14 protein-coding genes are annotated in these 14,041 nt (G+C 45.5%); 4 read left to right on the forward strand and 10 right to left on the reverse strand.

The features are described from left to right. Nucleotides 1-14 precede the first annotated feature (14 nt). From OU814_RS08850 to OU814_RS31310, 8 genes are all read right to left on the reverse strand, one after another. Nucleotides 15-521: an SMI1/KNR4 family protein gene (locus tag OU814_RS08850; protein WP_268182002.1), complete on the reverse strand. Its 507-nt coding sequence runs from the start codon at nucleotides 519-521 to the stop codon at nucleotides 15-17. A 3-nt stretch (nucleotides 522-524) separates the two neighbouring features. Next, complete coding sequence (locus OU814_RS08855; protein ID WP_268182004.1) at nucleotides 525-1,001, reverse strand: SMI1/KNR4 family protein; 477 nt, start codon at nucleotides 999-1,001, stop codon at nucleotides 525-527. A 64-nt stretch (nucleotides 1,002-1,065) separates the two neighbouring features. Continuing rightward, nucleotides 1,066-1,554 carry an SMI1/KNR4 family protein gene (locus OU814_RS08860; protein WP_268182005.1) on the reverse strand — a complete coding sequence of 163 codons (489 nt, stop codon included), beginning with the start codon at nucleotides 1,552-1,554 and terminating at the stop codon, nucleotides 1,066-1,068. Nucleotides 1,555-1,577: 23 nt separating this feature from the next. After that, nucleotides 1,578-2,048, reverse strand: a complete 471-nt coding sequence (locus OU814_RS08865) for an SMI1/KNR4 family protein (RefSeq protein WP_268182006.1) — start codon at nucleotides 2,046-2,048, stop codon at nucleotides 1,578-1,580. A gap of 51 nt (nucleotides 2,049-2,099) precedes the next feature. Then, nucleotides 2,100-2,582 carry an SMI1/KNR4 family protein gene (locus tag OU814_RS08870; protein WP_268182007.1) on the reverse strand — a complete coding sequence of 161 codons (483 nt, stop codon included), beginning with the start codon at nucleotides 2,580-2,582 and terminating at the stop codon, nucleotides 2,100-2,102. 96 nt (nucleotides 2,583-2,678) lie between these two features. Next, nucleotides 2,679-3,161 (reverse strand): SMI1/KNR4 family protein, encoded by a 483-nt coding sequence (locus tag OU814_RS08875; protein ID WP_268182009.1) that lies wholly within the window; start codon nucleotides 3,159-3,161, stop codon nucleotides 2,679-2,681. A 134-nt stretch (nucleotides 3,162-3,295) separates the two neighbouring features. Then, a complete protein-coding gene (locus OU814_RS08880) occupies nucleotides 3,296-4,426 on the reverse strand; it encodes a hypothetical protein (protein ID WP_268182011.1) in 1,131 nt (376 codons plus the stop codon). 57 nt (nucleotides 4,427-4,483) lie between these two features. Continuing rightward, nucleotides 4,484-4,891 (reverse strand): hypothetical protein, encoded by a 408-nt coding sequence (locus OU814_RS31310; protein WP_326498291.1) that lies wholly within the window; start codon nucleotides 4,889-4,891, stop codon nucleotides 4,484-4,486. Between OU814_RS31310 and OU814_RS08890 the strand changes: the two genes are divergently transcribed. After that, a complete protein-coding gene (locus OU814_RS08890; RefSeq protein WP_268182015.1) occupies nucleotides 4,855-5,073 on the forward strand; it encodes a hypothetical protein in 219 nt (72 codons plus the stop codon). The genes OU814_RS31310 and OU814_RS08890 overlap by 37 nt on opposite strands. Here the strand turns inward: OU814_RS08890 and OU814_RS08895 are convergent, their stop codons facing one another. After that, on the reverse strand, nucleotides 5,074-6,708 hold the full coding sequence (locus OU814_RS08895) for an alpha-D-glucose phosphate-specific phosphoglucomutase (RefSeq protein ID WP_017289258.1): 1,635 nt from the start codon (nucleotides 6,706-6,708) through the stop codon (nucleotides 5,074-5,076). A gap of 207 nt (nucleotides 6,709-6,915) precedes the next feature. On the opposite strand from OU814_RS08895, the gene OU814_RS08900 reads away from it, so the two are divergent. From OU814_RS08900 to OU814_RS08910, 3 genes are all read left to right on the forward strand, one after another. Next, the gene (locus tag OU814_RS08900) at nucleotides 6,916-9,441 is read left to right on the forward strand and encodes a glycogen/starch/alpha-glucan phosphorylase (protein ID WP_268182018.1); all 2,526 of its coding nucleotides are present in this window, start codon (nucleotides 6,916-6,918) and stop codon (nucleotides 9,439-9,441) included. 17 nt (nucleotides 9,442-9,458) lie between these two features. Further along, complete coding sequence (locus OU814_RS08905; protein ID WP_268182020.1) at nucleotides 9,459-10,097, forward strand: histidine phosphatase family protein; 639 nt, start codon at nucleotides 9,459-9,461, stop codon at nucleotides 10,095-10,097. Nucleotides 10,098-10,218: 121 nt separating this feature from the next. Then, nucleotides 10,219-12,774, forward strand: coding sequence for a M1 family metallopeptidase (locus OU814_RS08910; protein WP_268182022.1), 2,556 nt, complete (start codon nucleotides 10,219-10,221; stop codon nucleotides 12,772-12,774). A 258-nt stretch (nucleotides 12,775-13,032) separates the two neighbouring features. Here the strand turns inward: OU814_RS08910 and OU814_RS08915 are convergent, their stop codons facing one another. After that, a complete protein-coding gene (locus OU814_RS08915) occupies nucleotides 13,033-13,617 on the reverse strand; it encodes a hypothetical protein (protein ID WP_268182023.1) in 585 nt (194 codons plus the stop codon). Nucleotides 13,618-14,041 lie beyond the last annotated feature (424 nt).

A 14,041-nucleotide genomic window follows, 5' to 3' on the forward strand; every position in this document is an offset into this window, starting at 1 on the left:
GTAGTTTTCAGGCTTTATGTAATAGATGTAAAATTTGCGATGTAATTATCAATCCAAGGCAAGCAAAACTCATCCAAGTTAGGGGAAAAGTTCCACTCGAAATGTGGATGACTTCTAAATTGACCGTTCTGATCTGGCTCTATCTCGGAGAAAAAATGAACTGGCGGATTGTCGCCTTCCGAGGCTCTTATAAATGCAAAAGAGAAATCTTGATCAAGAATCCAAAATACGATCGCGTCCTCCGGAAGAGTATCTGAAAACTCACTCTCCTGCATCATTTCGAGTGCTAGATCTTGTAGGTTTACCCCATCACTTGAAGAAAAGTGACCTCTGTACGATTCAAATACTTCACATCCATGTCCCACCCATAGAAGGAGTTCCTCATACGCTTTAGAAAGAGGGAGTGTGAGAAATTTTGTTAGTTCATCGATTTCACTTGGGGTGCAAGGTTGAAACCACAAAGGTTTCTCTGCTCTCTCAAGAAGTTGCTGAAATCTTTCTTTTGATCGATCGAGGTACATCAGCTAGTTCATCCTCGAATAAAGACGGATTGTACCTTCAATGCGTTGCAGAAGATAGTCCTCGATCGTCTCTGCGTAGTTCCACTCAATTTGTCCTCCATCTAGCTCTTGGAAGAAGATATGTACAGGTGGGTTACCTCCTTCAGAAGCTCGAATGAAGCCGAATTTATCAGCTTCTTGAGGCATGAAAAAGACGATCGCATCATCAGGCAGTTCTCCCCGAAAACCAAATTCTTGCATGATTTCTTGGGCTGTTTTCCGTCCATCCCAAACATCACTCAACCGACAATTATCAGAGTCGAAGTAACGTGCACCTTGTCCTATCCAAAGTAGGAATTCTTGAAGGGCTGTCGGAACTGTCAAGCCGAGATGCTGCTCCAGTCGGTTGATATCATCGATTGAGCAGGGTTGTGCATCTTCTTTGAAATTTAGTAATCGACATAAGAACTGATAACGTTCTTTAACATGCTTTAAGTACATCAGCGCCTAAGTTCTCTTAGCTTAGTTAATCATGATTCAGATAAATTAGGGTAACTTGATTGAATTATCCCTGCCAAACAATGGGTGAATTTGAGGATTTTAATCGCTCTTCATACCACTCGATACCATTTAAGAGTAGGGCTTCAATGTTCTCGAATTGATTCCATGTGAACCCTTCTCCTTCATAGAATTCATGGACTCTTGGATTGTCTCCATCGGAGGCACAAATGAATTTGAAGTAATAGCCCTGATTTCCCCAAAATAGGACGATCGCATCTTCAGGTAACGTTTCTGAAGTATCATCTTCTACTAATTCTCTCGCATCTATTTGATTTAATGGAAGCCGAGAAATAGAAAAAACAAAATGATCGAGAAAATGATGACCTCCGTTTCCCATCCAAAGCAAAAATTCACGATATGCAATGGGAAAACGAATACGCAGTTGCTGCTCAGCATTTTGAATCTCAGCTTCGCTTGCAGGTCTAGCTTCAAAGGGAATGCGTTCATTTTGACAGAGTTGCTCGAATTGGGCTTTGGCATCATCTAAATACATAATTCAGCGTTCTGTTCATGCAGTTAGTTCTTTTGGTTTGGCAAGAACTCCGGATGTTCCACGCACCATTTAATTCCATCTAAGACAAGACTCTGTAGATCTGGATACTGTCTCCAGGTAAATCCGTCTCCCTCATAGAAGTCGTGTATTGGTGGATTGTCTCCCTCACTGGCTCGAATAAATTTAAAATAGCCGCCTTGTGATCCTCCAAAAATTACAATGGCATCCTCTGATAGTTTTTCGAGTTCGTCTTCTAGTAATTCATCGGCATCCTCTCGGATACCATACAAACTGCGGGTATGAAAAATAAAGTTACCGAGGAAGCCTCCAGCACCGTTGCCCATCCATAGGAGAAATTCACGATAAGCTTCAGGAAAAGAGGTATTTAGCCTGCCTTCCATCTCTGATATCTCTGACTCACTTGAAGAAGTTGGAACAAAACTTGTTCTACGGAAAATCTCTGAAAATCGGGTTTTAGCCTGGTCTAAATACATAAGCATATGCCTTGCCAGCAATAGATGATGAAGCATTCAAGTTTTTCAAGTTTAGAATCCCTCTCTCAGTCCATCTAAAAGCCAAGGTTGTCTCTCATAACCGTTAATGCACTCTAAAAGAAAGCTCTGAAGATCTGCATGAGTTTCCCAAAAGATTCCATCTCCTTCAGAATACTCATGAACTCGTGGATTCTCGCTTTCAAAAGCCTGAATGAATTTGAAGCAGTCTCCTTGTGAACCCCAACAGAAGATGATTGAGTCATCAGGGAGAGTGACTAAAGCATCCTTTTCCACTAATGCTTTGGCATCTTCTAAGTTAAGCGGTAAGCTATGGGTACGGTAGGCAAAGTGACCAATAAAGCCGCGTGTACCATTTCCCATCCACAAAAGAAATTCTTTGTAAGCAGCAGGGAAGGAAAGATTTAAGTCCTTTTCCATTTCTCGTATTTCAGCCTCAGTAGAAGGCTTCGCTTCGCAATTTGTCCCCTGAAAAACTTCTGCAAATTTGACTTTAGCTTCATCTAAGTACACCATGAGATCTGCTATCATCACAACTAGACATTGATTTGGTTCGTTAGAATTTAATCAGTAATAACTGTATCTAGGAACATCTGTCAAAATTGCTGGGCACTAGTATTCGTATCCCGCTCTCAGTCTCGCCAGAAGTTCTGGACGCTCGTCATACCATTTGATGCAATTTAAGATGAAGTTCTGAAGATCAGGACGATGTTCCCATAGGAAACCTTCTCCTTCGTGGTAATCATGCACCTTCGGATTGTCTCCGTCATGCGCTTGAATGAACTTGAAGTAATAGCCTTGGTTTCCCCAGCAGAACACGATCGCATCATCGGGAAGAATGAGTCCTTCATCTTCAATCAGTTCTCTAGCACTCTCCTGATTACGCGGTAAGCGATGGATATTAAAGATGAAATGACTAGCGAAACCGCCAGCACCATGCCCCATCCATAACAGGAATTCTCGATATGCTGGAGGAAAGGTGAGATGGAGTTCCTGTTCCATCTCTTGAATCTCACCTTCAGAAGCGGGTTTAGGGACAAAATTTGTTCCTTGAAATACTTCTGAGAACTTTGCTTTAGCAGTATCTAGGTACATATATCAAATCTTCGGTTGAGGACTCAGTTTCTCACTTTACAAATCCATAGCATCAGGTCCATGTATTACTCTAATCTCAATGTTTTTGAAGAGTTGATTCCATGTACCACCTGGTGCGAGGAGGGGAGCGCACGCTAGACAAGGTTTCCTTTCAGTAAATAGCGTGATTGTGCCATGTATGCCATCTCTAATTTCAATCCATCCAAAATTCTCGCACCTTCTTGCGGTGAGACTTCTGCCAACCTTCCTATCCAAGCCTCTAGATTCTCTCCTAATCCCTTACTCCCTCCATTCAATCCAATGCTTAAGCTTCTGGGATTACCCCGCCTCATCAAAATCTCAAGTGCATCTGTACCAAACCCTAAGAAAGTTTCAGTCACTTTTCCTGCTGCTCCTGATTGACGAGCATTCACCGCCTTCATCGCTTCAATGATGCGTGGGTAATTCTCGATCGCTTGAGATAGTTCCTCCAAACGCCGATAATTGCCCGCTGACTTGAATCGTTTCAGCAATCCTGCCGCTGCTTCAACACCGAGAACATCAACTAACTTCGTCGCGCCTGAGATTCCTTGTCCACCAACTTTCAGCATCCCACCCTTGAATACTTTCAACGCATCCAAGAGCTTGCCCATATTGCCTGCTCCATAGGATGCCAGCAACACACCCAAAGCAACAGCAGCCTCATTCAATTTGTCTTCTCGATTCTTCTCTTTTGCCTCAAATAACGCCTGAAAGAACTTCGCGAGTTCTTGTGCATCTCCAACAAAACCGACGACTGCTAGAATTGCCCCAAATATCAATCCGCCAAAAATCGTGCCCACAATCAGTACTAGCAGCATGATGCCTAGAACGGCTGGGTTGCTTAGAATCTCTTTGACTTGCTGTCGCAGTTCTTTCCCCACTTGGCAGGGAACTCGGCTCAGTACCTCAAGCAGAACCTCCAACTCATCCATGTCAGAAATGGGTTTAGAGAGCGCTCTAGGTTTGCAAGCATTTGGGTCGTTGTCGCCATCCGGTAAAAAATTGGGAGGCGCACCGTCGTAACGAGTTGGGTCAACCTCTTCAAACGGTGCAATGCCTCCACTCGGCAAGTCACGAGTTTTGTCCCCAGGGGAAATGGGATCACCCGGAACTAAACCAATGGGTAAATTGAGCGGTGGCGAAACAGGTGGATTCGACGGCATTTGTGGAATCGGACGGAATGGATCAGGCAATCCATCTTTTGCCGTGGGTAACGGTCTTCCACCATTTGCGCCCAACCCCATTGCATCACTCCCTTCTGGCAGTGGTGTATCTGAGAAGACCGGGCAGAATTAGTTGGGTCAGGGTGCTGGATATCTTCGTTCTATACAAGCTTCGATCCAAGACAGGCAGAGTTTATCTAATGTTGAGCACCAGTTCCATTGCACACTTGGATGATTTTGATATTGACCATTTGCATCTCGTTGTAAGCCCGAGAAGTAGTGAATTGGCGGATCATCTCCTTCTGATGCTCGAATGAAAGCAAAGGAATAAGCTTCATCAAAAATCCAAAAGACGATCGCGTCATCTGGAAGAGTTTCTAAGGCTTCATTGTCTTCCATAATCCCAAATGCTAATTCTTGCAAATTAACACCATTGCTTGAAGAAAAGTGCCCCCCATGTGAGTCTAAAATTTCACATCCATGCCCTACCCACAGAAGAAATTCTTCATATGCCTCCGGAAGTGAAAGCTGAAGAAATCCTCTCAACTCATCAACTTCCTCTAGAGTGCAAGGTTGAAACCAAAGGGGCTTCTCTACTACTTCAAGAAGCTGGTGAAATTTTTTCTTTGATTTTTCTAGATGCATTAATTGAAGGTGTCATTTCAAAAAATCAGCACCCCAAAAATGAGATGCTGAAGAAACTATGTAACTTAAAATACTGTCCCTAATCAGGTAATCACGGTTGGTTTGTCCATGCCCGTTAACGATTTAATCTGAGCAATTGTATCCGCGATCGCAATTAATTCACCCAATGCGACTTGAGGATCATCATTGTGTTTCGTCGGATCAGCCTCATACCGTTCCACATACAGTCGCAAAGTTGCGCCTTGTGTTCCCGTTCCCGATAGTCTGAACACAATCCGCGAACCATCTGTAAAGCCAATCCGCACACCTTGTTTCTGGCTGACACTGCCATCGATCGGGTCGGTATAGCTAAAGTCGTCACTGTATTCGACTTCGTAACTGCCGAATTTCTGACCCTTGAGCGTCGGCAATTTGTCGCGCAGTTGAGTGATCAGTGTGTTTGCTCGATCGCTGTCGATCGCTTCATAATCGTGCCGCGAATAGTAATTCCGTCCGTAAGTCTGCCAATGCTCTTTCATCAGTTCTTCAACTGATTTTCCGGTCACTGCCAGAATGTTTAACCAGAACAAGACCGCCCACAGTCCATCTTTCTCACGAATGTGATTTGATCCGGTTCCAAAGCTCTCTTCACCGCACAGAGTTGCTTTCCCTGCATCGAGCAGATTGCCGAAGAATTTCCACCCGGTCGGGGTTTCATAGCAATCAATTCCAAGCTTCGCAGCAACACGATCGGGAGCTTGAGAAGTCGGCATCGATCGTGCAATTCCCGCCAGTCCGTTGCGATATCCGGGAACTAACGTTGCATTCGCAGCAAGCACTGCCAAACTATCACTGGGAGTCACAAAGAAATTGCGACCGAGAATCATATTACGATCGCCATCGCCATCCGATGCGGCTCCAAAATCCGGTGCGTTCTCACCAAACATGACTTCGACTAAATCATGTGCATAGACCAAATTTGGATCAGGGTGTCCACCGCCAAAATCTTCGAGCGGAACGCCATTTTGAACCGTTCCTTTCGGTGCGCCTAAGCGTTGTTCAAAAATCGCATGAGCATACGATCCGGTCACGGCATGAAGTGAATCCATGCACATGCGGAACTTGCCCGTTGTGAACAATTGACGAATTCGATCAAAATCAAACAGCGATTCCATCAATGCAGCGTAATCAATCACCGAGTCAATCACTTCAACGGTCATGCCTTCAAGCGTTGAAGTGCCGAGAATATCGAGATTGATATCCGGAGCATCGACAATTTTGTATTCGGTGATCGTCTTACTGCGATCGTAAATTGCGTCCGTGACTTTTTCCGGTGCAGGGCCGCCATTGTCGATGTTGTATTTGATGCCAAAATCGCCATCTGGGCCACCCGGATTGTGGCTGGCGGATAGGATAATGCCACCAAACGCGTTGTATTTGCGAATCACAGCCGAGGTCGCAGGCGTTGAAAGAATTCCGCCTTGACCGACTTTCACCCGACCGAAACCATTCGCCGCCGCCATTTTCAAAATAATTTGCGTCGCCTGACGATTGTAAAATCGACCATCACCGCCGACAACTAAAGTCTGTCCTTTGAAATCACCAATGCTATCGAAAATCGCTTGGACAAAATTCTCTAAATAGTGGGGCTGTTGAAAGACTGAAACGAGTTTCCGTAAACCTGATGTTCCAGGCTTTTGATCGGAAAACGGTTGCGTTGCTACGGTTTTACAGGTCATTCCAGAACTTCCTTCCTTTTTTCGCTGGCATGTCTGATTGTGCATCAATTCTGCACCAACACAAAACTATCCGGAGGTAGCCACTCTCTTCAGCCGGATGATGAGCGAAATTTCAGCGATCGACGCTCCGCATTTTTCACAATTATTTATTAATCTGAGGTGATTTTTCTTGCTACCTTATCAGCACATCCGTTCTGCGGTCATGTTATGCAAACTGAAGATATTCAAATCAGAATTGAAGACGATCGGACTGGCTTAGAGATTGAAACCCTAAAACGTGCGATTTTAGATAACCTCTTCTATATTCAAGGCAAGTTTCCAGAGATTGCCACACTGAATGATTACTACATGGCACTGGCATATACGGTGCGCGATCGCTTAATTCACCGTTGGCTAATTAGTTCTCAAACTTATACGAAAGTTCAGCCTCGCGAAGTGTGCTATCTCTCGGCTGAGTTTCTCATGGGACCGCATTTAGGCAACAACTTGATCAATTTGGGTATCTACGATCGGATGCGGCAAGCGGTTCAAGAACTCGGGTTGAATTTTGAGGCATTGCTCGAACAAGAAGAAGAACCGGGACTCGGCAATGGCGGTTTAGGACGGCTCGCAGCGTGCTATCTCGATTCGATGGCGACGTTGGATATTCCGTCAGTTGGGTATGGCATTCGCTATGAATTTGGCATTTTTGATCAAGATATTCACGACGGATGGCAAGTCGAAATTACAGATAAATGGCTAAAAAATGGCAATCCCTGGGAAATTGCCCGTCCAGAATGGGCATTCGAGGTCAAATTTGGGGGACGAACCGAGCGTTACACCGATGAAAAAGGGCGGAGTCGGGTGAAATGGATTCCCGATCGTATGGTGCAAGGTGTGCCTTACGATACGCCGATTTTAGGCTATGACACGAGTAGTACGAATACCCTGCGGCTTTGGTCAGCCCAAGCAGTCGAATCGTTTGATTTCCGAGCCTTTAATGCAGGCGATTACTATGGTGCAGTTGGTAACAAAGTCTTTTCTGAAAACCTCTCTAAGGTTCTTTATCCGAATGATGAGCAGATCCAGGGTAAGCAGTTGCGCTTAGAGCAGCAGTATTTCTTTGTGTCTTGTTCGCTGCAAGATATGATTCGGACGCATTGCGATCGCCGAGGATTACCGATCTCGATATTCCACGAGAAATTTACGGTGCAACTGAATGATACGCATCCCGCGATCGCAGTTGCAGAATTAATGCGATTGCTGCTCGATGAACATGACATCGAGTGGGATCAGGCGTGGCACATTACACAAAATACAATGGCGTATACGAATCATACGCTGTTACCTGAAGCGTTGGAGCGCTGGGCAGTTGGGCTGTTTGGGTCTTTACTGCCTCGGCATTTGGAAATTATTTATGAGATTAACGGGCGATTTCTCAATGAAGTGCGATTGAGATATCCGAAAGATGACGAGCGCATTCGGCGCATGTCGATCATTGATGAAAGTGGCGATCGCTATGTGAGAATGGCGCATTTAGCAACGTTGGGCAGTTATTCGATCAATGGAGTTGCTGAACTGCATACTCAATTGCTCAAGCAAGATGTCTTGCACGATTTTGCTGAGATGTATCCAGAGCGCTTCAACAATAAAACCAACGGGGTAACACCGCGCCGATTTATGGTGCTGAGTAATCCGAGATTAACAAAACTGATTACTAGTAAAATCGGCGATCACTGGATTAGAAATCTACAAGAACTCCGCAAACTCGAATCCTTTGTCGAAAATCCAGAATTTAGAAGTGAATGGAGACAGATCAAGCTAGCGATCAAACGAGATCTCGCAAACTATATTCAAAAACAAAATGGAATTGAAGTGAATGTTGATTCAATTTTTGACATTCAAGCGAAGCGATTTCATGAATACAAGCGTCAGCACTTGAATGTATTGCACATTATCACGCTTTACAATCGTCTCAAAGCGAATCCTAATCTAGACATTACGCCCCGCACCTTTATCTTTGGTGGCAAAGCTGCACCTGGCTATCAGATGGCGAAATTAATCATTAAATTGATTAATTCGGTTGCAGATGTCGTGAATTCTGATCCGGATGTTCGAGATCGCATTAAGGTCGTTTTCCTCAAAGATTACAACGTCAAATTTGCACAGCGCGTTTATCCGGCTGCTGATTTGTCTGAGCAGATTTCAACTGCTGGAAAAGAAGCTTCTGGCACAGGCAACATGAAATTCTCGATGAATGGAGCCTTAACGATCGGAACTCTCGACGGCGCGAACATTGAAATTCGTGAGGAAGTCGGAGCCGAGAATTTCTTTTTGTTTGGGCTAACGGCTTCAGAAGTTTCCCAAATCAAAGCGAAAGGCTACGATCCGATGCAGTACTACATCGCCAATTCAGAATTGAAAGCTGCCATCGATCGCATTAATTCTGGCTTTTTCTCCAAAGGTGATACAGCACTTTTCAAACCGTTGGTCGGTTCATTGATGTATCAAGATCCCTATCTGCTCTTTGCGGATTATCAATCTTATATTGACGTTCAAACGCAAGTGGGCGAGGCTTATCGCGACCAAGACCACTGGACGCGCATGTCCATTTTAAATACAGCGCGGATGGGGAAATTTTCCAGCGATCGCTCGATTCGCGAATATGTGAAAGAAGTCTGGAAGATCGACCCACTGAAGATCTGTCCTCCGAATGAACCCTGTTCGATTCATTGTCCTGATACTTTGATGTAAAAGTTATTCTCTGAATCATGGCATTAACGCTCTACTTCATCCGCCACGGCGAAACGATCTATAGTCGCACTGGCGGATTCTGCGGTTCGCTCGATCCCGACCTCACTCCTGAAGGACTCGAAATGGCAGAAGCCTTTGCCGCAGCCTATTCTCATCTCGATTGGACAGCCGCCTATGTCAGCCCGATGAAACGCACGATCGCAACTGCAAAACCGCTCTGCGACGCAGTTGGACTAGAAATGCAATTACGAGACGGATTAAAAGAACTTCAATTTGGTGAATGGGAAGGCAAAACTCAAGACGAGGTTCGGAAAAATGATTCAGAGAACTATATAGACTGGATGACAGAACCCGCCTGGAATCCTCCCCCTGGCGGAGAAACAGCAGTTCAGATTGATAGCCGATCAGAACTCGTCATTTCTGAAATTACCGCAACTCATAAATCAGGCAATGTCTTAGTTGTCTCACATAAATCCACGTTGCGGATTGTGCTGTGTGGATTGCTCGGCATTGATTTAGGGCGATATCGCGATCGTATTGACATGCCTGCGGCTTCGGTCAGCGTAGTGGAATTCGGCAAATATGGGCCGCAATTGAAACGACTGGGCGATCGCTCTTTTATGAGTGAAACTTTACGATCGCGCCCAGGAACATGAATAAGCAAGCATAAAACGATGCTTGCTCATTTCCTTTCATTCAAAAGTTTAATCATGTCCAAGGGTTCGCAATGCCAAACTGTGGCTAAACTTGAAAATCGTAGGCTTCAGAACCCACATTATGCTGCACGAACTCATGCACGATACAGACAATAATGGATACAAATCCTTCGAGCTACCCGGCGCACGTCCGCACTACAATCCCGATCGCCCTGGACAAGTTGAGCATATTGCGCTCGATTTGATTTTCGACATCCCGAATCAAAGCTATCGAGGCACTTGCAAGATTCGGTTGAACCCAGTTCGCAACCAGATCGATCGATTAACGTTAGATGCAGTCAATCTCAATATTGAAAAGATTACGATCGACAACGTTTCACAGCCGTTTGACTATGACGGAGAGCTATTAAACATTCAGCTAAAACAGCCGACTAAAATTGCAGAAAGAATCGAGTTAGTCATTGCCTACTACGTCGAAAAACCTCAACGTGGTATCTACTTCATTGCTCCAGACGAACATTATCCGAATAAGCCGACTCAAGTTTGGACGCAAGGCGAAGATGAAGATTCGCGGTTTTGGTTTCCCTGCTTTGACTATCCTGGACAGCTTGCTACTTCTGAAATTCGCGTCGAGATTCCAAAACCTTTTATCGCTGTTTCAAACGGTGATCTGATTGCTACTGAAGACAAAGGTGACACCCAAATCTTCCATTGGTATCAGCGAGAAATTCATCCGACTTATCTGATGACGTTAGCGATCGGAGATTTTGCCGAACTACGCGATGAATGGAACGGCAAACCTGTCACTTACTATGTCGAGAAAGGACGAGAAGATCAAGCTCGTCTGAGCATGAGTAAAACGCCTCGCATGATTGAGTTTTATAGTCAAAAGTATGGCTACTCTTATGCTTTTCCCAAATATGCTCAAGTCTGCGTCGATGACTTCATTTTTGGAGGGATGGAGAATACCTCGACAACATTACTCACCGATCGCTGTTTACTCGACGAACGTGCCGCGATCGACAATCGCAGTACCGAATCTTTAGTTGCTCACGAACTTGCGCATCAGTGGTTTGGCGATTTGATCGTGATCAAGCACTGGTCACATGCGTGGATCAAAGAAGGTATGGCTTCTTATGCAGAAGTCATGTGGTTCGAGGAAGAATACGGGCGAGAAGAAGCACTGTATTACTTACTCGGTCAAGCGAGACAGTATTTAGATGAAGACTCCTCGCGCTATCGGCGGTCGCTCGTAACTCATGTGTATCGAGAAGCGATCGAGCTTTACGATCGACATATCTATGAAAAAGGGTCGTGTGTCTATCACATGATTCGAGCAGAACTTGGTGATGAACTGTTTTACAGCGCGATCGCAACTTTTCTCAAAGACAATGCTCATCGCACCGTAGAAACGATCGATTTACTCAGAGCGATCGAGAAAACAACCGGGCGCAATCTTACCTTCTTGTTTGATCAATATGTCTATCGCGGTGGACATCCCGATTTCAAACTCGGCTACAGCTATGACGCAGATAGTAACCTAGCAAAGATTACGGTGACTCAGACTCAACCCGACTTATTTGATCTGAGAATCCCAATCGCGCTACGCTACATCGACGGTGACTCGAAACTCTTGAAAGTTCGAGTGCATGAAAAAGAGCAAAGCTTTTACTTCCCCTGCGATCGCAAGCCTGATTTCATTAGCTTTGATGTCGATAACTATCATCTTAAAACAGTAGCTCTAGAGTATCCGCTGCCAGAACTCAAAGCACAATTGCAGCATGACCCTGATCCTGTTTCCAGAATTTATGCAGCACAAGCGATCGCGAAAAAAGGCGGACTCGAAGCAGTCAAAGCACTTTCTGAGGCTTTGCAAAACGATCCATTCTGGGGAGTTCGTGCTGAAGTCGCAGAAAGCCTAGCAACGATCAAACTCGATCAAGCCGTTGAAGCTGTGATTGCTGGATTGAGCGATCCTGAAGCACGAGTGAGAAAATCGATCGTCACAAGCCTCGCTCAAATTGCAACGCCTGAAAGCTACAAAGCACTTGCCACGATCGTTGAGAAAGGCGATGCAAGTTACTACACCGAAGCTGCCGCACTTCGGAGTTTCGGAAAAGTAGCTGCATCAGGTCTGAGCGATTCTTCAGAAGCAGACACGTTAAGCTTGATCGACTCCGTTCTCAAGCAGCGTCAAGGTTGGAATGAAATTGTTCGAGCAGGCGCAATCGGAGCACTGAGCCAACTCAAAACGTCTGAATCTGCCCTGAATCTCATTCTGGACTACACGCAACCTGGCGTACCTCAACCTCTGCGTCTTGCTGCAATTCGAGCACTTGGCGCAATCTCAACCGGACAAGACAAGCTCAACTTAGAGCGCATTCTCGATCGACTGAAAGTTCTCTCGCGTGAGACATTCTTTCTAACTCAAGTCGCGGTTGCAGTCGCCTTAGGACAAATGGAAACAACAAAAGCGATCGCAGTTCTGCAATCGCTTGCGGATCAAACTCCTGATGGTCGCGTTCGCCGCATTGCCGAAGAATCGATTCAAACCGTGCAAAAGAACGCAGGTTCTGACAAAGCTCTCAAACAGCTTCGAGAAGAACTCGATCAACTCAAGCAAGAAAACCAGGATCTCAAGAGTCGCCTAGAAAATCTAGAAGCCAAGGCAAAGTAGCAACATCAGAAAAGCCCTTCTCGGGCTTTTCTAATTTCGATCGAGTTGATTTCTAAATCCCGAAAAAGTGCCAACTTGCTAGAACTTGACTAACGTGAATTCGGAATAAGGGATTTCGCTCTTGTGCCGATGCGAATTCCATTCGCCAGTCGCCCAAACGTTAACCCGAACTGACGTTGACTACGTTTAACGCCCCAACTCTCTAGATCGTCATAGACTGACTCGGAACTCCAAAATCGATATAAAGATGTGAAGTGCTTAATAGGACACCCCCCGGTACTTGCGCATCGGAGGTTGTTGCGGAGAAGGCACGTCAGATGCAGATGAATCCGGAACTTCAATCACCGGAGAAGCATAGGGGACTCCTCGATACTTGCGTATCGGAGGTTGTTGCGGAGAAGGCACGTCGGCTGCGGGTGACTCCGGAACCTCGAGTGTCGATGGCTCTACCGGAATCGCCTCAGCCTGCTCCAACTCTGCCAACTCAGGTTGCACCACTTGTGTCGCTTGATCGGGATCGAGAATACTCGTCTCGGTCACTGGCAGTATGCTAACCGTGTCTTGGGGTGGTTGATTGAGCGCGATCACTTCGGTAACATGTGCTGCCATTGGAGCAGGGGAAGGCTTCACTTCTCGCCAGGTCATATAGCCTGTTTCCATCTCAACCACGAGGCAGAAGGTTGTCTCGTCATCTTGCTGCCGCAACTGCTCAATGACACGCTGATAGACACGTTGGGACACATTGAAATCTTCAACAAACGTTCTGCCTTGAAAGAGCAGCCGATTATCTTCTGTCTTAGGCAACGCTTCTAACTCATGTGGACTGAATTGAAATACTTTCATAAGCAGCTACTTACAAGCGATTCAAGGTACTTGTGACCATCCGAAGCTAACACTATCTTCGGTTGTGCTGATGCTGACCCTGGAGCTAGGCTTCCAAAATACGATTGCAAGGCTTAAATTCAATGCCTATTACGATGCTGTATTCATTAGCGTATCACATGAAAAATGGTATGTATATCGGACTCTTCCCAAGTTTGAGTGAAGGTGGCAACCCATGCAAGTTGAAACCTTAACCCATTCATCACTTGTTCTCGTTGTACTCACCCATAAGCGATGAATTTACATTCTCCCGTCTCCTCCCCACTCCGCAAAATGAATGCCATCAACTAGCATCCGAAACTTAACCCCAAGGAGGGATAGCCGACAGCGCAATTTTGTGTGTGCAAAGCCTGACATCCCCATGCCATATCCGTACGCCACGTTA

Source organism: Leptolyngbya sp. GGD, from assembly GCF_026735145.1.
Lineage (GTDB): Bacteria > Cyanobacteriota > Cyanobacteriia > Leptolyngbyales > Leptolyngbyaceae > Leptolyngbya > Leptolyngbya boryana.